This is a genomic window from Methanopyrus kandleri AV19, from assembly GCF_000007185.1.
Lineage (GTDB): Archaea > JAADCQ01 > Methanopyri > Methanopyrales > Methanopyraceae > Methanopyrus > Methanopyrus kandleri.
The window spans coordinates 1026663-1044458 of the sequence record NC_003551.1 but is presented as its reverse complement, the minus strand read 5'-3'; the positions used below and the strand labels follow the sequence as shown (position 1 = coordinate 1044458).

The window sequence follows — 17796 nt, the reverse complement described above, 5'->3', positions numbered from 1 at the left end:
CGGGGTTCCCCCTTGTCGGATCCGTTGAAGGGGATAATCGAGGAGATCCGGGCGGACCTAGGTTATAAGGAGTCCGAGGACCTGTGGGCCGCCTCGTTCTTGTGCGAGCTCCTCCGCGACCATCCCCGCGTCCTACGCCCGGAGGACCTGCCGGTCGAAGAAGAGGTGGTCGTGGTGGGAGCCGGTCCCTCGATAGCGGAGCTGCCGAAGATCGTCGGGGAGCTGGAGGACAGTGTCGTCTACGCCGCCGACGGCGCCTGTAGAGCCCTCCTCGAGCTCGGAATCGTACCGGACGTCGTCGTGACGGATCTCGACGGACCGAAGGAGTACCTGCTGATGTCCAGCGAGTGCGGTTCCATCACGGTCGTACACGCCCACGGGGATAACGTGACCGAGCTGGCGGAACTCGTACCCACTCTCGGCAGGATCCTAGGAACGTGTCAGGTCGAGCCACCGTGTGACCTCCTGCACAATTTCGGAGGCTTCACGGATGGAGATCGGGCGGTGGTCATGGCGGCGAGGTTGGGCGCGGAGCGCGTGCTCACCGTGGGAATGGACTTCGGGAACCTCACGACGGAGTACTCCCGACCCGGTGAAGGCAGGGGAGTTTTCCGGGCCGATCCCGTGAAGAGGAAGAAGCTGGCCTGGGGCGAACGCGTGCTCAGGCTCGTGGAGCGGGAGTTGGGTGTCGAGGTGGAGTCCCTCACGGTCCGGCGATGATCGGACCGCTCCCGGCGACGGTGGATGAGCGGATGGCCAGCGGAGGTGAGCCGCTCTGGCTCTCTGTTCATATTACTCAGCGCGATCCACCTCGAGGGAGTACGGGAGCGGACGAGGATCGACTGTTGCGGACCTTCGGGGGAACGAGTCCTTCTCAGAGATTTGTGCGACACTTCGGACGCTCCGGAGAAACGGATTGCACCCACCGGGCCGGTACTTGAGGGGAGGCAGACCTGGTCATCGGGGGAGATTGAGTATCTCCACGCGCCCTAGTTAACGAAGAACTTGGAACTACGTGCGGATCCCCCTAGATCGTGACAGCACGAAGAAGTCGTGTCGTCCGAACGGATTACCGGCAGGAGGTACCCACATCGGGCGGGGCCGTCTTCGGGCGACCGGGACTCGATTCCTCGTTCTCACATGCATTACTCTCTCGCCGCGAAACCCAAAGGTGGGAGTGGAGTTGAGAGTAGAAGTTGCGAGGTGGTATCGCACAAATCATCGCGCAGGAACATGGAAACCGGCCGGTAGGGGCCCATATCCGGAGGAAAATCCACATATCATCACAGGAGTCGCTCGATCTCGTTCCATAGGGCTTCCATGGCCGAAGCCGCTCGTTCTCGGATGATAACGTCCATGTGGGGGCTGAGCGCAGTCTCGCTCGGGTTGATCTCTATCAGGGTGGCCCCACAGGATTTGGCCACGAGCGGGAGGTCGGCGGCGGGCCGGACTTCACCCGAGGTTCCGATCACGAGCATCACGTCGCAGGATCGGGCGAGGTTCTCCGCCTCCACGAGCGCGTCAGACGGCAGTGGCTCACCGAACCAGACTACGCCGGGGCGCAGCGGATCCCCGCACTCGGGGCACCTCGGTGGCAGCTCGTCGTACTCGAGTCCCTCGCCGCGCTCGGGGTCGTTCACTCGCTGGTATTCGCAGGATACGCACTCGTCCCGCCAGATGTTGCCGTGGAGCTCGATCACGCGACGGGATCCGGCCCGCTGGTGGAGCCCGTCCACGTTCTGCGTGATGACGGCTTCGAGGAGGCCGTCCCGCTCCATACGCGCCAGGACGGTGTGGGCAGGGTTGGGTTCGGCCTCGGCGATCTTACGGCGGCGCCAGAGGTACCACTCCCAAACCTTCTCCGGATCGCGTGCGAAGGCCTCGGGTGTGGCCAGTTCCCGAGGGTCGTACTTGTTCCAGAGTCCATCCTTTCCCCGGAACGTCGGGATACCGGAGTCCGCCGAGGCGCCGGCCCCGGTGAGCACGACGACTGTCTCGGCCTCTACAACCCTCTCGGCCGCCTCGCGGAGTGGCAACCGTGTCACCCGTTCCGGCGTTCCTTCCACTCCTCGAGCGGCACGCCGAACTTCCGCTCGATCTCTTCACGGTGTATGGAGTTATAGGGGCAGAACGGTACGATCCGTCCGTCCGGTGTCGCGTAGTGGATCACGCACCGTCGCACACGGTCCGTCTGGAAGTTGTACGGGTCCATGAAGTGCATACAGCCCAGTAGCAGCGCGTTCCAGTGGAAGTCCGCGAGGGCGTCGTAGGTTCCCTTAGTCACGACGTCGAGGACCAGTCGGGCCAGCTTGCGTTTGCCAGTGAGGCCCTTGAAGACGCGCCGTAGGTACTTGGTCACGATCCAAGCGGCCTTCGCTCGATCCCGCTTTCGATCCAACGATCCCGCCTTCTCCGCGACCTCTTCCAGCGCGTCGATGAACGCGTCCGGATCGACGTAGTCGGTGATGGGGCGGTACCAGTCCCCTTCGTCGAGTAGATAGGTGGCGACCCCGCAGATCGGGTGCGCGGAGAACTCCGGCTTCCGCTTCCCGTGGAGTTGTCCAATCAGCCGGGCTATCTTCGCCGCGATCGGGACCGGGTAGAAGCTCTCGGCGGGGATACGGCCGTCCGTCTGCTCCTCGACGAGCTTGACGAAGTCCGGTATGGTGATGCGCATGCGCTCCCGCTCCTCGCGCGGCGTTCGACCCGTGAACGAGATCGGCTGCACGTTGATCCCGCGGATGACCTCGAACTCGCGGGCGAAGTCCAGCATGGGCCGAATCTGATCGTCGTTGACCCCGCGGGCCAGCGTGGGTACGAGGACCGTGGAGATCCCCTCGCGCTCGAGGACCTTGATCGCCTCCTTCTTCAACTCGAGGACCTTCCTGGAGCCCCGTATCTCCTCGTAGATCTCGGGGTTCAGCCCGTCGAACTGCAGGTACACGACGTTCAGTCCGGCGGCGTGGAGATCCTCCGCCAGCTCCGGATTCCGGGCGAACTCCACACCGTTCGTCGCGATCTGTACGTGGAAGCCGCGCTCGTCCGCGGCGGCGACGATCTCGACGATGTCCTCACGGACTAACGGCTCGCCGCCCGCGAACTGCACCGCGGGAGCCGGCACGGGGCGCTCCGAGCGTAATAAGTCAAGCATCTCCTCGATCTGCTCGAGGGACGGCTCGTACACGTAACCCTTAGCCTCTGCGTTGGCGAAACATACGGGACAGTTCATGTTACACCGGTTCGTGACGTCGATGATCCCGAGAGCGGTAGTACTCTCGTGGCACGGGCAGAGACCGCAGTCGAGTGGGCAGCCGTTCTCGCTGTCCGTTTGTGGGTTCTCCACGCCGGGACCCTTGAACTCGTACTCGAAGGCGCGTTCGAAGAACTCGACATCGGACCATACGACTTCGCGGAACTCACCGTGTTCCGGGCACTTCTTAACTATCTCCACGGAACCTTCGGCGGTCCGAACGAGCCTCGCCGGTACCACTCGGAGACATTCGGGGCAGAGGCTCTCGGTCTCGTACAGGGTGTCGCTCACTACCGGACCCCCGAGGGGATGGTTGAAATGGGAAGCGGGGCATGGTTGGAACTCGGAAAGGGTCTCTGGTTCATCCTACCGGCGTACATCGCGAACTTGAGCGCGTGCCTTTTCGGCGGCGGGAGACCGCTCGATTTCGGTAAAAAGCTTTCTGACGGGCGCCGACTGCTGGGTGATGGTGTAACGATCCGTGGCTTTATCGTGGGCGTCTTGGCGGGAGCCGTGGTGGGACTCGGAGAGGGGCTCGTGGTTGGGGACCCCTGGAAAGCCGGTGATGGGTTTATTCTAGGGCTCGGTGCGATGGCCGGCGACGCGGTAGGCAGCTTCGTGAAGCGCAGGATCGGGCTCGAACGCGGAGCACCCGCTCCGGTGCTCGATCAGCTGGACTTCTTCGTTGGGGCGGTGCTGCTCTACTATCTGGTGTACGGGTGGCACCCACCGGGTTGGGTGCTAGTCGGTCTGGCCATCCTGACCCTGGCGCTCCACTGGCTGACCAACGTCATCGGATACCTCCTGAAGCTGAAGGAGGTGCCATGGTGATGAATCGGGAGAGACTCGCCGAGATGTTGTTGGAGGTAGGGGCACTGAAGTTCGGGGATTTCGTGCTCTCCTCGGGTAAGCGAAGTGACTATTACGTAGATATCAAGGAGGCCTGCACGCACCCGAAGGTTCTTGACGCGCTCACGGACGCCCTCCTCGAGGTCCTACCGGATGGAGATGTACTCGCTGGACCGGAGCTCGGAGCGGTTCCGCTAGTCTCGGTGCTCTCGGTGAAGGCCGGATTACCCATGGCGATAGTTCGGAAGCGGAAGAAGGAGTACGGAACCGGGGAGCGGATCGTAGGGGACGTGAGGGGCCGGAAGGTCGTACTCGTCGACGACGTCGCGACGACCGGAGGGTCACTCTTGGAGGCCTTAGAAGCCATCGAAGAGGAGGGCGGAGAGGTGCGGGACGCCGTCGTCGTGGTCGATCGACAGGAGGGGGCGGAAGAAGCGCTTAAAGAGCGGGGTGTGAGGCTCTCGAGCGTGCTGACGGCCGACGACCTGCGGGGGCTGCGGGATGCTGAAAGTACTGCTCGTGGGTAGCGGCGCCCGAGAACACGCGATCGCAGAGGCGCTTTGCGGAGCTCCGGACGAGGACGTAGAGCTTTACGCGTTCATGGGGAACCGGAACCCGGGTATCATCCGACTGGCCGAGGACTACGTCGTAGGAGACCCGACCGACGTGGAAGCGGTGGCTCGAGCCGCCGCAGACTGGAACGTGGACTTCGCGGTGGTGGGGCCGGAAGACCCGCTGGCCGAGGGAGTGGCGGACCGCCTGGAGGAGGAAGGCATCCCCACGTTCGGCCCGAAACGGGGCCCGGCTCGGATCGAGTGGGATAAGGGCTTCGCACGCGAGCTGATGGAGAAGTACGACATTCCGGGCCGCCCGGAGTTCGGGATATTCGAGGATCCCGACGAGGCTTGCGACTTCATCGACGAGCTCGGTAAACCCGTAGCCGTCAAGCCGGCGGGTCTGACCGGCGGTAAGGGAGTGAAGGTGGTCGGCGACCAGCTGAAGAATCTCGACGAAGCGAAGGAATACGTGAAGGAGATCTTCGAGGAGGACATCGGCGGGATCCCCAAAGTGATCATCGAGGAGAAGTGCGTGGGTGAGGAGTACACGATCCAGGCCTACACGGACGGGGAAAAGGTGATCCCCACACCAGCCGTACAGGATCACCCACACGCGTACGAGGGTGATAAGGGCCCCATCACTGGTGGAATGGGCTCGTACTCGTGTCCCGATGGTCTGTTACCGTTCATAACTAAAGAGGATTACGAACGTTCCGTCGAGATCCTAGAACGCACTGTCGAGGCGATCAAGAAGGAAACCGGTGAGCCGTACCGAGGGGTTCTATACGGGCAGTTCATGCTGACCGCGGAAGGTCCCGTCGTCATCGAGTTCAACTGCCGGTACGGAGACCCCGAAGCCATGAACATCCTCCCGATCGCCGAAGGCGACATCGTAACGCTTCACGCGTCGATCGCCGAGGGGTCGATGGAGGGAGAGATCGAGTTCCTCGAAAAGGCCACCGTGTGCAAGTACGTCGTCCCCGAAGGGTACCCGGAGTCGTCGGAAGGAGAGGGAGACGTCATCGAGGTGGACGAGGAGTGCATCCATAGGTATGACGCGGTCCCGTACTACGCTTCCGTGAACCTGGATGAGGACGGAAAGATCCGGATGACCTCCTCCCGCGCCCTGGCGATCGTGGGTATCGGCGACGAGCTCGAGCAGGCGGAAGAAGCCGCGGAGAGTGCGATCCGTGAGTGCGTGAGCGGGGAAAGGATTCGGCACCGGTCAGACATCGGAAAGCATGAGACCGTTGAGAAGCGGGTGCGCCGTATGAAGCGAATCCGTGGGGAGTAGTGAGGTTGAAGCGCCTCAGCACCAACCATCTCCTTTCCATCGCGGATTTAGATCGGGAAGATGTCGAAACGGTCCTGCGCGTGGCCGAACGGTTCAAGGAACGCTACCTCGCGGGCGAGAGGGTAATACCGATACTGGAAGGCAAGACACTCGGCCTAATCTTCGAGAAACCCTCCACCCGCACCCGCGTCTCCTTCGAGGTGGCCATGCACCAGCTGGGCGGGCAGGCTTTCACGTACACAAAACAGGAGTTGCAGCTGGGTCGAGGTGAGGCGATCAAAGACACGGCGGCCGTGCTGAGCAGGTATCTGGACGGAGTCATGATCCGAGCGCGCCGCCACGAAGACATCGAGGAGTTCGCCCGGTACTCGGAGGTACCCGTCATCAACGGCCTGAGTGACCTCGAACACCCCTGTCAAGCTCTTACGGACGCCTTCACGATCCGGGAGAAGCTCGGTCGAGGTCCCCACACGGTCGCCTTCGTCGGAGACGGGAACAACGTCTGTTCGTCCCTGGCCCTCGTGTGTGCCACTTTGGGTTGGGATTTCGTGCACGCAGTGCCCGAAGGGTATGAGTGCCCGGACAGAGTTTGGCGGGAGGTAGAGCGTCGCGCCGAGGAATCGGGGTCGGAGACCCGGGTAGTTCGAGATCCTAAGGAGGCCGTACGCGAAGCCGACGTCGTGTACACCGACGTGTGGGTGAGCATGGGCGACGAAGCCGAACGGGAGGAACGATTGCGGGTATTCCGGCCGTATCAGGTCAACGAGGAATTAATGTCACACGCTCCCGAGCACGCGATCGTCATGCACTGCATGCCCATACAACGTGGGTACGAGCTCACGGACGACGTGGCGGACTCGGAGCGGAGCGTGATCTACGACCAGGCTGAAAACCGCTTGCACGTGCAGAAAGCCATCTTAGCTCTCCTCATGGGGTGACCTGAACAGTGTCCAAAGTGGCCGTGATCGGTGCGACCGGACGTGTCGGTTCGACCGCGGCCGCCCGCCTCGCGTTACTGGACTGCGTGAACGAGGTCACCCTCATCGCCAGGCCTAAAAGCGTGGATAAGCTGCGCGGGCTCCGCCGTGATATCCTGGACTCGTTAGCGGCCGCACAAAAAGACGCCGAGATCACGATCGGGTGCGAGCGAGACGACTACGTCGATGCGGACGTCATCGTGATGACGGCGGGGATCCCGAGGAAGCCCGGCCAGACCCGTCTCGACCTCACCAAGGATAACGCCGCGATCATCAAGAAGTACCTGGAAGGTGTTGCGGAGGAGAACCCCGAGGCAATAGTGCTCGTGGTTACGAACCCCGTCGACGTGCTTACTTACGTGGCTCTGAAGGTCTCCGGGTTACCTAAGAATCGCGTGATCGGCCTCGGTACTCACCTTGACTCTATGCGGTTCAAAGTTCTAATTGCCAAACATTTCAACGTGCACATGAGTGAAGTGCACACTCGCATAATCGGCGAGCACGGCGACACCATGGTACCGGTGATCAGTTCCACGAGCGTCGGAGGTATCCCGGTCACCAGGATGCCGGGGTGGGAGGATTTCGACGTGGAAGAAGCCGTGAGGGAAGTGAAGGAAGCCGGTCAGCGCATCATCGAGACCTGGGGAGGATCACAGTTCGGACCGGCGCAGGCGATCACCAACCTCGTCCGGACGATACTGCAGGACGAACGCCGCGTGCTGACGGTCTCCGCGTACCTGGACGGGGAGATCGACGGTATCCGCGACGTCTGCATCGGGGTCCCAGCCAGACTGGGCCGGGAGGGTGTCCTAGAGATAGTACCGATAGAGCTCGAAGAAGACGAGATGAGAGCGTTCAGACGGTCGGTTAAAGTCGTTAAGGAGGCTACGAGAGAGGCGATGGAAGCGATTTCTGAAAGATGATAAAGGAGGGCGGAAGTTGTTTCGGGTCCGTAACGAGCGGCACGAGCGGTACCTGGCGGTAGCGGTCCCCCTCCTTGCAGCGGTCTTCCTCCTGACAACCTCCCCAGTGATGATGAACTGGTACGACGTCCACTACTTTGAGGAGTGGTACCGTGTCGCGATGTCTAAAGGCCTACTACACGTCTACCCAGAGTGCGAAAAAGTACACTACCCACCGATGGCCGTAGTCTTTTACATAACCACGCGCGACCTCATCCACAACCTAGGTTTAGACTCCAACCCATGGACGTTCCAATTTTCTCTTAAGATATTTTTAGTCGCATTCTACCTGCTTACATGCCTAGTAATAATTCGGGAGTTCGAGTGGCCGATCGCTCAGTGGGGAGTCATATCAGTACCTATGGGTATGGTTGTGTGGGGTTATCAGTTCGATACTATTATCGCGTTCTTCCTAGCACTCACTGCTGTATGCGTACGCCGTGGTCGACCCATCGCCGCTGGAGTCTCCTTAGCTTTAGCTTCTAGTTTCAAGTATGTGCCCGGAATACTCGTAATTCCGTTCACTCTTATCCTCAAAGAAAAGTACGGTTCACGCCCAGCAAAGATATTTTTCTTAACCTCTGCAATCACAGTAGCTTTACTCTGGTCACCCTTTATACTGTACGATCCAGAAGCCTTTTGGAAACAAGCATTCCTATTTCATATGCTTAGACTCCCTCAAGATCTTACCCCTCTAAACATCCCATTACTCCTAACTAGATGGCACGTTTACCCCTATCACTTCATTATAGGGAAGCTATCGGGACCACTTATAATTCTCGGATTTGTAACTCTAGCTTTGTGGCTTTGGAAACGTCGTGAAATCCTACAAGAATCCATTAGAACATCTGGCTTGAAACACACTATTTGGGGCTCCGCAGCTCTGTTCATGTTATGGTTTGCCCTAACTACCAAAGTAGGAAACCCCTACTATATCGCCTGGATCTACCTATGGGTATTCCCATTCGCCGTCTGGTTGCTGCCATCATGGTGTGTCGGGTTCCTCAACACTGCCCCGTTTCTCCTCGCACTCAGCAGACTTCCTGCCGCTGTATGTAACGCTCCTGTATTCGTACCGGAAGATGTACGGTGGTATCCAGCACTTCAACTACTGGGCTTTTCCACACCATTAGCTGTAGAGAAGGCCCATCAGCTGTACTTGGCCGCACCTAATTTCATGCGATTGTGGTACTACCATATGCATCAGACAGAACTAGTACTCGTCGTCGTATACACAATCGTAGTTACGAAAACACTGCTAGATCTATTGAAGTGGATAAGGGATCCGAAACCAGCCGATGAGCGTCCTCACGATTGGGCTATCCACCCGATGCTCCTCGCATTCACTCTGCCCGCCTACATCTTCGCACTCTACATCGCACTACCGATCGGCTAGTGCTCCACCGCACAGAACATCGCCTTGAGGTATCTGGTGTCTGGGTTCCCAGGTACTATCGGATGGCACGGGGGTTGGCCCCGCAGCGGACCGAGCATCCTGAGCCTCACGCTCCGCCGGGCTGCCGCCTCGTTAACCAGTCTCACGAAGTCGGAGGGCTCCAAGAAGTGGCTGCACGAGCAGGTCACGAAGAGGCCGCCGTCCCGGACCAGCCCCAGGGCCTTGTAGTTCACGTCGAAGTACGCCCTACGTCCCCTGTTCAGATGCTCTTTGGACGTGACGAACGCCGGTGGATCCAGGACCACGACGTCGAACTCCTCTCCCCGCCGTTCGAACTTCTCGAGCAGGGCGAACGCGTCCCCTACGAGGAACTTCACACGGTCTCGGACGTCGTTGAGGTCGGCGTTACGGTACGCGGCCTGGACTACCCGGTCGAACTTGTCGATACCTACCACCTCCTCGGCGCCGCCTACCGCCGCGTGGATCGCGAACCCACCTACGTACGTGAAGACGTCAAGGACCCTACCTCCATCCACCAGCTCCTGCACCTTCGCGCGGTTCTCCACCTGGTCGATGTAGAACCCCGTCTTCTGACCTTCCTCGACGTTGACCGCGAAGCGCACCCCGTACTCCTCTACGACGGTCTCGACTCGCTCCTCTCCAGCCACCACCCTCTTCCGTACCTCCATCCCCAACTGTCGCCGCTTCCTTGAATCGTTCTTCTCGTAAAGCGTGTCCACATCCAATATCTCGAGTAGTTCAGCCGCGTTCCTCAAGATGATCCTCTCTATGGCCGGGCACGTGGTCTGAAACACGGCGATGTCGTTGAACTTGTCCAGGATGAGGCCGGGAACATCGTCGGCTTCCGAGAACACCACCCTCATGTGGTCCCTGTGCGCGTCGACCTTCCACCGCTTTCTGAACCGGTATCTCCTCTCGATACGCTCCAACACGATCTCGTCCGGTGAGCGCTCCGGGTACTCTCCCTTCCGATCGAAGATCCTGGCCACGATGCCCGGAGCCCGGCCACTACGCACGTCGCGGTCCGAAGTCTGGGCGAAGGCGTAGCCCAGGAAGTCGCCGGTCGCGGTTTCGATCTTCACCACATCACCGGGTCGGAACCGTCCCCTGACCCTCCGAACGGCCGGTGCGAAAACCGAGAGGGCTCCCGACCGAATTGCGTCCCGAGCGTGCTTATCGACCACCATGGAGGGGACGTCTCGTCTGACGGTTACTCCCCCCTTCGTAGCACCTCAGCGTATACCGAACCGTCGGAGCAGTTCTTCCCCCCACTCCTGACCCATTAACCACGGCTGCAGCGCCCTTAACGTCGTGTGGGTCGCACCGTACCCCAGCAGGGCGAGCAGCATGGAACCTGCCAAGGCCGAGAGGTGGGCTCGCCGATCACCACCGAGTCCCGCGACCGCCATCGTGGCGAGGGTGATGTAGGATCCGAAGAGCACCATAACCGTCAGCACGCCCAAGTACGGACCGTATCGTCGTACTAGCTGCTCGGCGCGCTTACCGGACGTGTTCGGGTCGGGGTTGCGCACGAACCGGCACAGTTCCACCGGTAGGTACCCTGCTAGGCCCACTACCACGATAACCAGGGGGGCGGGAAGGCCGTGGGCGAGCCCGTAGGCGATCGCGGGCCAGTGGCCGATGGGACTCGCCGCGATTAGGGCGGTGGTCCCGAGGGCGGCGAGGTCACTCCAGATACTCTGTGGGATCTTCGATCCCCGCCCGCTCGAAGGCCCGCTTACGGTGGTAACACGCCTCACACTCTCCGCAGTGCACCGGCGTGTCGTCCTCCCAGATCGGGTTGTAGCAACTTACGGAGAGCTCCATCGGGGCACCGAGCTCCGAGCCCAGGCGCACTATGCCCGGCTTGTACAACTCGGCCAACGGACTGTGGAGCCGCGGCCGCGAGGGCAGTCCCCGCTTCAGCGCCTCAGCTACGGCGTCGGCGAACTCCTTGGTGTTGTCCGGAAACCGTTCGGCTTCCTCGGCGTTGATACCCCAAACGATGTGGAACTCGTCGTCTTCCCCCTCGAGGTACAGATGGTCACAGAGCGCCGCCGCGACCCCCAGGAGGTTCCAGTTCCTCGCCGGAAGCCAGTTCGCCGAGAGATCCTCGGTCCCGGCCTCACGCGGCAGTCTACCGGCGAACATGGGGTTATCCGGGCAGAGGCGCCTCAGCCAGAACGTGCCGACAGTTTCGAACTCGGCCCCCACCGCTTCGGCTATACGTTCCGCAGCCCTCCGCTCGAAGGGTGCGTTCCGCTGCCCATAATCGACGAAAAGACATATCACGCGCCCTCCGAGCTCCTCCACCGCCCACTTGGCGATAACCGAGGAGTCCAGCCCGCCGCTACACAACACGACGGTCGTGGCCACGGGTTCTTACCCCTCCTCCATCTCTTCGGAGCCGTAGAACGGGCGCTTCGACCTGGGTACGATCTTCGTCAACGCTTTTAAGTCGTCACGGGTTACGTCGAAGTCGTACGCGCGGACGAGTTCCCAGACGCGCTCGATATCCTCACCGTTGGGATCGACGGCTTCGGCGTTCTTACCCAGATCCTCGACCTCGCCCAACACGTAGATCTCGCCGCGGAGCATGCTCTCGCCCGTGTACGTGCCGGCGTCGCCCAGTACGATGATCGTTCCGCCCATCATGTACATGCCCGTCATGATCTCCACGTCGCCGCCCACGATCACCGTCCCGTTCTTCATGATCTGACCGACCCGTGAACCCGCGTCGCCACGGACGACGATGGTACCACCGTACATTCCCTGACCGACTCCGTCACCCGCGTGACCCTCGATCACGATCTCTCCCTTCGTGACGTTATCGCCCGGGTACCAGCCCGCGTTCCCCTTAACGAGGATCCGCGGCCCGTGGATCATCGTACCAACGTAGTAGCCGACGCTCCCTTTGATGATCACCTCAACCTCCTCGGTCAGCCCGGCCGCGATGTAGTGCTTGGCACCGGGGTTCTCGAGCACGATCCGGTCGTACTCCCGGGCGTAGGTCTTCAGCGCGCTGTTGATGTCCCGAGGTTCCTTGTCACGACAGTCGATAACCCTCTCCTTCAACCCCGGCCACCCACCTCGAACACCTCGTACTCGCCCGGTTCGATCTGTTCGATACCTTCGAGCTCGTCGCCGAAGATCCGACGCAGCGCGACCTCCTCCGAGGCGACGGCGACAGCCCCGTCCTTACCGAACCCGATCACACCGGGACGAAGCCCCAGCGGGTCCCTCGCGACCGCGATCGCGTCCGGAGTGCTGATAATAAAGCAGAACGGTCCGTCGAGGTCGCGGATGGCCTCCTCCATCGCCTCCTCCAGCGAGTATCCGTCCCGCAACTTGTCCGCTACATACACTACTATACACTCCGAATCGTTGTTGGTCTTGAACTGATATCCTTTAATTTCGAGTCGCTCTCTGATCGTGTAGTAGTTGGTAATTTGACCATTGTGAACCACTGCCATGTTAGGTATCATGTAACTTTGAAACGGATGCGCGTGATACCTATCGACCTCCGATTCCGTCGAGAACCTCACGTGTCCGATCCCGTGAGTGCCTTCGATCGCCTCGACACCGTACTGCTCCGAGACTTCGGCCGCCGTGCCCACGTCCTTCAGGATCTCGAAGCCGTGACCCGCGCTCAATACGGTGATGTCCGAGTTCTCGATCTTCTCCACGACTTCCGCCAGCTCTCGCTGGCCCTGTCGTCCCGTCGAGAACCCCTCCACGAACAGCCGGTACACCCGCGTGCCCGCGTCTTCGGCGATCCGCTCCACCCGTTTCAGTTGGCGCCCTTCCAGCGCACGCTCGACCTCACTCAGCAGCTCCATTTCCCCGTCCTCGGCCGGCAGCTCTAGGACGAAAACCGCCGTGTCGACGTCCCGGTACAGACCGTAACCGGCCGAGTCGGGACCCCGGTGCTGCAGCGCATCCAGCATCTCCGTCAGGATAGCACCGACAGGCCCCGGCTCGGGCAGCACGATACCGGCGATGCCGCACGCCAAGGTCAGTTCCCCTCACACCTTCTCCAGGAAGTAAGCGTGAAGACGCGGATCGTCGGTGAGCTCCGGGTGGAAAGCCGTGGCGAGCAGGTGATCCTGCTCCACGGCCACAATGTAATCGCCGTACTCCGCGAGCACCTTCACATCGTCGGACAGGACCTCGTCCACGGCCGGAGCTCGGATGAAGACTGCCCGGAACCGGTCCTCGAGCCCCTCGATCTCGATATCTACTTCGAATGATTCACGCTGCCGGCCGAACGCGTTCCGGACTACCCGCACGTCCATTAGACCTAGTAGAGGCTGCTCGATCTCCACCTCCGTCCCTGGATGAGCCTGCGGAACGACCTCACGCGCGAGGATGACCATCCCCGCGCAGGTTCCAAGGATGGGAGTATCCGACTCCGCCAGCTCCAGCAGCGGCTTAACCAGGTCGTGCCGCTCCATCAGACGTCCGATCGTGGTGCTCTCTCCTCCCGGAATCACGACGGCGTCCACGTCCTCGAGATCTTCCGGGTACCTTGCCCATACCACCTCGACGTCTTCGCCGATCCGCTCACCGGCCGCTTCCAGGATCGATTCGTGTTCCTCGACGGCTCCCTGCACGGCGACGACAGCGACCTTCAAGCCGGACGGCCCCCAGCACCCGACAGTCGGAAGGATATAATACGCACCGGCCGTGGCGACCAGCCGTTAACGCTTCAAACAGTATGCAAGCCCTCCTCGGTGCGCCGATAGTACCTCGAGCCGCGGGCGCGTAACGGACCGGTCACCCGCTCGTCGCTGATCCGACCGCTTCGGACTACCACGTCCCGGCCGTATCCTTTCGGACAGTCCAAAATGCACGCTACCAGCCGCTCGGCCCGCTCCAGGAGTAGTTCACGGATCTTGTCCACCACCCGACGGGGTGGCCGTTCGGACGACGCCGCGATCCCGAAGAACTCTACACCTTCAAACCGGAACGTCCCGTGGTCCACCTCACCGCGGAACCTACCGAGCAGACCCATCAGCCTCTCCCATACCTCACGGTCGAAAGTAACCACCGTCAGGTTCACACCGCGACTCTCCGTGCATCCCAACGTCTCCCACCCTGTGTCGTAGCCACGCGTGACCATCCGAGCCTGCGCCGACGCCTCTTCGCCGCCCACGAACGTGTTGGCGCTTATCCTGACGGTGTCACCCACGTACTCGGCCGGCCGCCCCATCACGACCGTGTAAGGTTCTACGTCCTCCTCGACGACCGAACCCGCCCCTACGATCGCCCCATCACCTACCTTCACACCACCGTACACCACACATCTCATGCCGATGAAACAGTCGTAACCCAACTTGGCCCGATCTTCACCGATCGCACCTATCATGGATCCGTCGCCTATGAACGCGTCGTTACCCACGTCCGCGCGCACGATGGAGAACGGAGATATGCTCGCCCGCTCACCCACATCCGAGTCGAACACCCGGCAAAACCCGTAGATCGCGGCTTTCCTTCGAATTACCACCGACGGGCCGATCTCAGCGTAGGCGCCGATCTCGGCTGTTACATCAGCCAGGTTATCCCCTATTATCTTGACCCCCTCGTCCAACACCGCCGGGTGGCGGTACTTGTCGTCCTCCCTCAGCGGACGCAGTACCTCCCGCCGGCGCACGCTTCGACCCCCTCATCGGTACTTCAGGTAACGCTCGACTGTCCGTTGCGCCTCCTCGTCGGAGAGCCAGTCCACGTCGTCACCCCGACGGTGGTTCACGGCCTCGAGGACCCGATCGGCCGCCTCGGCGCGGCTCAAGCCCGTGACGTTCACCTGGATCACGTCCTCCGGCGGTCGGATGAAGCATCCTTCGGACCGTACTTCCACGGCTTCCCCGTAACAGACACCGACGAACTCCGCCTCCAGGTTCTCCGCGATCTTCTCGGGCGGGTAACCCTTTTCCTTCAGTCGTCGCTCCAGCTCCGAGGGATGAAGTCGGAGGACTATCACGAGGTCCGTCGGCATCAAGTGGGCGTAATGAGACTCCACGAACGCCGGATCGGACTCAGGTTCCCACTCCTCCACGTACCGCCTGAGCGCGTGAAGATCCACCACCTTAGCCTGACGTTGCTCGTCCTCCTCGAGGATCGCGTCCATCTCCCGCGCGACCTTATTCAAGTGCACCACGTCGAACCCGAGATCACGGAGTGCCTCACACACCGTCGTCTTCCCGACACCCGGCGTGCCCGTGATCGCGATCTTCAACCCGTATCACCTCCCCGGCGAACCGGTCAGTCTCGGGGGTTAAATGACGGGGGATTCCCCCGAATGCAGATGTTAGCCGAACGCGTACTCAAGTGGGGACCGATACTAGTGCCGGCGTTGGCGCTCATCGGCCTTCCCGGACTGAGAGTCATCCTCCGATCCCGAGTCGCCTCCGAGGGCGAGGCGCGCGCGGTCGTCAGGCGAGCGGGCCTTTACCTGGGACTCGCCTCACCGTGCGCCGGAGTGGCCGCCGCGTACACGCTCTCCGTGGGATCCGTCCTACTCGGGCGCCCGGAACTCGCCGCATGGACCGGGCCCGCGCTCATCCTAACCCCACCGGTGACGCTGCTACTCTCCTACGTGCCCGGACGATCCGAGAGCATGGCCAAAGCGATGCTCGTATCCTCACTGACCACGTCGGTACCTACGACGACCGCCGTGTGGTACGCCCTGAGCTACCTGTAGACCGAGACCTCGAGTCCGCACGACTCTAAGGTACGACGGGCCACGAGCAACTCGTCACGACCGACCGGCTCCGCCCGACCTCGCGCCGGAGGTCTCGCCACGGTATTGAGCTGTACCCTCTCGAGACCGATAGAGCCGAGTAGATCCGCCAGCTCCCTCAGGTGGTCCGGATCGGCGTTTGTTATCTTCCCCACCCGGCATAGTAACACCTCGACCACCACGTCGCCGGGATCGCACTGGCTCAGCTCCTCCACCAGGTGTTCCAGCGACATGTCCGGATGCGGCCGGTTGATCGTCCGGTACAGGTCCTCACGGGCGCAGTCGAGACTGGCCACGGCCACGTCCACCACGTCCGCGCACTCCGAAACCCACGTCGAGTTGGTCAGGAGCACTACCTCCGCCCCGACACCTTCCACGAGCGGGCGTATCTCCTCGGCGATCTCCCTGAGGTTCGCACAGAGCGTCGGCTCGCCCACTCCCGCGAAGGTGACGGCATCCGGGTCGCAACGCCGTAGCGTCTCGGACAGCTCCTCCCTAACCGCGACCGGGTCTACCGTGAACCGCTCGTGCGGTGAAACGCGCCTCGAGACCCCCACACTGCAGTACTCACAGTCGTGCGTGCACATCCCGCGCGGGAGGTCGATACCCAGGGAAGTGCCGAGCCTGCGCGAGGGTACCGGGCCGTACACTAGGGGGCGCCGGTCTTCGGAGGACAGCCCCTCGAGCTCAACCTCGGCTCCGAGCTTGACCGCCAGCTTGACCAGGGTCCTAGCCGCCGTTCCCTCTCCCCGTCCCGTGATCCTGAGTTCGCCGGTCTCCCGATTCGCCTCCACCTGCTGACCCCCGGGTGAGATCGCGACGAGTCGGTCACCTTTCTCGCGGACGGTCCAACCCAGTTCCTCCAGACCGCGCATCAACCGGTCCGGGTCGTCCGTACGACCGGTAAGCGTTGGGATCATCCCCTACTTCCGGAGTGCATCCACGAGCTTTTCCACCTCCCCGGAGCTCGCGAAAACGAACACGTCCGGGTACTCCCGACCCAAGTCCCGGTACACGGACTTGAAGTCGGTGTTACGGACGACGTCTTCGAGGACGATCACGCGGCGTAGCTCCTCGATGTTACTCTCGAGTGTGTACCTGAAGCGCTCTCGGGGTCGGCCCCGCAGCTTACGCACGGGATTGTGGGCGATCACGAGGTACTCGGGCCCCATGTGCGTGAAGATCGAGGACATCTGCGCGCGGATTCCGAAGTCGATCCCGGCCTCCATCCCGCAGCGGAGGTTGAAGTACAGATCGTCGACCGGGGTCCCCACCGCCACGAACCGACGTTCTTCCCGGAGTCGCGGGACCACCTCGGCCAGCGCACCCGCAGCCCGGTACAGGACGTCGTGGTTCCTGCGGTCCGTGAGGAAACACACCGCGACGGCCACCTCCGGCAGTCGGCTCGTGGGCTCGACCCCGCCCCGGCACCGATCGCAGTACGGGCCCGAGTTCTCGATGTAAGGGCCCTCCTCCAGGGGCTCACCGCGGAGGTCGTTGCAGCGGACGCAGTTGCACTCCGACAGCTCTATCCGCATCAGCCGCCCGCAGGCCGCGCACCGGCGCACCTTGAAGGAACCCAATTTCCGCGGGTCAGGTGGATTTCTAGCCGCCACGAGGGACAACCGATCCTCCCCGGCGAGGGCGGAACAGGGGACCATCTTGAGGGCTGCGGGAACGCGTACATTACCCACGGTCCGAGTACTGCGTAAAGGGGAGGCACCCGATACCCCTTGGAGATTCGGAAC

20 protein-coding genes are annotated in these 17796 nt (G+C 61.7%); 8 read left to right on the top strand and 12 right to left on the bottom strand.

Annotated features, from left to right (window positions below):
* The first annotated feature begins 12 nt into the window (after positions 1-12).
* The gene (locus tag MK_RS05695; RefSeq protein ID WP_011019444.1) at positions 13-720 is read left to right on the top strand and encodes a 6-hydroxymethylpterin diphosphokinase MptE-like protein; all 708 of its coding nucleotides are present in this window, start codon (positions 13-15) and stop codon (positions 718-720) included.
* A gap of 563 nt (positions 721-1283) precedes the next feature.
* On the opposite strand, the gene cobB is transcribed toward MK_RS05695, so the two are convergent.
* Together cobB and tes are read right to left on the bottom strand one after the other, a co-directional pair.
* Positions 1284-2036, bottom strand: coding sequence for an NAD-dependent protein deacetylase (cobB, locus tag MK_RS05690; RefSeq protein WP_011019443.1), 753 nt, complete (start codon positions 2034-2036; stop codon positions 1284-1286).
* A gap of 5 nt (positions 2037-2041) precedes the next feature.
* Positions 2042-3541 carry a tetraether lipid synthase Tes gene (gene tes / locus MK_RS05685; RefSeq protein ID WP_011019442.1) on the bottom strand — a complete coding sequence of 500 codons (1500 nt, stop codon included), beginning with the start codon at positions 3539-3541 and terminating at the stop codon, positions 2042-2044.
* A gap of 27 nt (positions 3542-3568) precedes the next feature.
* Between tes and MK_RS05680 the strand changes: the two genes are divergently transcribed.
* From MK_RS05680 to MK_RS05655, 6 genes are read left to right on the top strand one after another with little or no spacing between them, the layout of a single operon-like run.
* A complete protein-coding gene (locus MK_RS05680) occupies positions 3569-4081 on the top strand; it encodes a CDP-2,3-bis-(O-geranylgeranyl)-sn-glycerol synthase (protein WP_148679690.1) in 513 nt (170 codons plus the stop codon).
* A complete protein-coding gene (pyrE, locus tag MK_RS05675; protein ID WP_226988622.1) occupies positions 4081-4626 on the top strand; it encodes an orotate phosphoribosyltransferase in 546 nt (181 codons plus the stop codon). Before MK_RS05680 ends, pyrE begins: the two co-directional genes overlap by 1 nt.
* A complete protein-coding gene (gene purD / locus MK_RS05670) occupies positions 4604-5950 on the top strand; it encodes a phosphoribosylamine--glycine ligase (RefSeq protein ID WP_193333233.1) in 1347 nt (448 codons plus the stop codon). The genes pyrE and purD overlap by 23 nt, the downstream gene beginning before the upstream one ends.
* Positions 5950-6888 (top strand): ornithine carbamoyltransferase, encoded by a 939-nt coding sequence (argF, locus tag MK_RS05665; protein ID WP_011019438.1) that lies wholly within the window; start codon positions 5950-5952, stop codon positions 6886-6888. The genes purD and argF overlap by 1 nt, the downstream gene beginning before the upstream one ends.
* Positions 6889-6896: 8 nt before the next feature.
* The gene (locus tag MK_RS05660; RefSeq protein WP_011019437.1) at positions 6897-7850 is read left to right on the top strand and encodes a malate dehydrogenase; all 954 of its coding nucleotides are present in this window, start codon (positions 6897-6899) and stop codon (positions 7848-7850) included.
* 16 nt (positions 7851-7866) lie between these two features.
* Entirely contained in the window at positions 7867-9285 is a 1419-nt protein-coding gene (locus tag MK_RS05655; RefSeq protein ID WP_148679689.1) for a glycosyltransferase family 87 protein, read from the top strand.
* On the opposite strand, the gene MK_RS05650 is transcribed toward MK_RS05655, so the two are convergent.
* From MK_RS05650 to MK_RS05615, 8 genes are all read right to left on the bottom strand, one after another.
* Positions 9282-10493: a class I SAM-dependent rRNA methyltransferase gene (locus MK_RS05650; RefSeq protein WP_011019435.1), complete on the bottom strand. Its 1212-nt coding sequence runs from the start codon at positions 10491-10493 to the stop codon at positions 9282-9284. The two genes, MK_RS05655 and MK_RS05650, sit on opposite strands and share 4 nt — an antisense overlap.
* A gap of 45 nt (positions 10494-10538) precedes the next feature.
* Entirely contained in the window at positions 10539-10856 is a 318-nt protein-coding gene (locus MK_RS05645; RefSeq protein WP_148679688.1) for a hypothetical protein, read from the bottom strand.
* 136 nt (positions 10857-10992) lie between these two features.
* The gene (locus tag MK_RS05640) at positions 10993-11682 is read right to left on the bottom strand and encodes a 7-cyano-7-deazaguanine synthase (protein WP_011019433.1); all 690 of its coding nucleotides are present in this window, start codon (positions 11680-11682) and stop codon (positions 10993-10995) included.
* Between the two features lie 6 nt (positions 11683-11688).
* Positions 11689-12381: a GXGXG domain-containing protein gene (locus tag MK_RS05635; protein WP_011019432.1), complete on the bottom strand. Its 693-nt coding sequence runs from the start codon at positions 12379-12381 to the stop codon at positions 11689-11691.
* Positions 12378-13319 carry a class II glutamine amidotransferase gene (locus MK_RS05630; protein ID WP_011019431.1) on the bottom strand — a complete coding sequence of 314 codons (942 nt, stop codon included), beginning with the start codon at positions 13317-13319 and terminating at the stop codon, positions 12378-12380. Before MK_RS05630 ends, MK_RS05635 begins: the two co-directional genes overlap by 4 nt.
* 12 nt (positions 13320-13331) lie before the next feature.
* Positions 13332-13940 (bottom strand): pyridoxal 5'-phosphate synthase glutaminase subunit PdxT, encoded by a 609-nt coding sequence (gene pdxT, locus MK_RS05625; RefSeq protein WP_011019430.1) that lies wholly within the window; start codon positions 13938-13940, stop codon positions 13332-13334.
* A gap of 74 nt (positions 13941-14014) precedes the next feature.
* Positions 14015-14959, bottom strand: a complete 945-nt coding sequence (locus tag MK_RS05620; RefSeq protein WP_011019429.1) for an acyltransferase — start codon at positions 14957-14959, stop codon at positions 14015-14017.
* A 12-nt stretch (positions 14960-14971) separates the two neighbouring features.
* Entirely contained in the window at positions 14972-15544 is a 573-nt protein-coding gene (locus MK_RS05615) for an adenylate kinase family protein (RefSeq protein WP_011019428.1), read from the bottom strand.
* A 63-nt stretch (positions 15545-15607) separates the two neighbouring features.
* Between MK_RS05615 and MK_RS05610 the strand changes: the two genes are divergently transcribed.
* On the top strand, positions 15608-16009 hold the full coding sequence (locus tag MK_RS05610; protein ID WP_011019427.1) for a hypothetical protein: 402 nt from the start codon (positions 15608-15610) through the stop codon (positions 16007-16009).
* Here the strand turns inward: MK_RS05610 and MK_RS05605 are convergent.
* The gene (locus MK_RS05605) at positions 16000-16968 is read right to left on the bottom strand and encodes a radical SAM protein (RefSeq protein WP_011019426.1); all 969 of its coding nucleotides are present in this window, start codon (positions 16966-16968) and stop codon (positions 16000-16002) included. The genes MK_RS05610 and MK_RS05605 overlap by 10 nt on opposite strands.
* Before the next feature lie 3 nt (positions 16969-16971).
* Positions 16972-17673, bottom strand: a complete 702-nt coding sequence (locus MK_RS05600; protein ID WP_011019425.1) for a hypothetical protein — start codon at positions 17671-17673, stop codon at positions 16972-16974.
* Between the last annotated feature and the right edge of the window lie 123 nt (positions 17674-17796).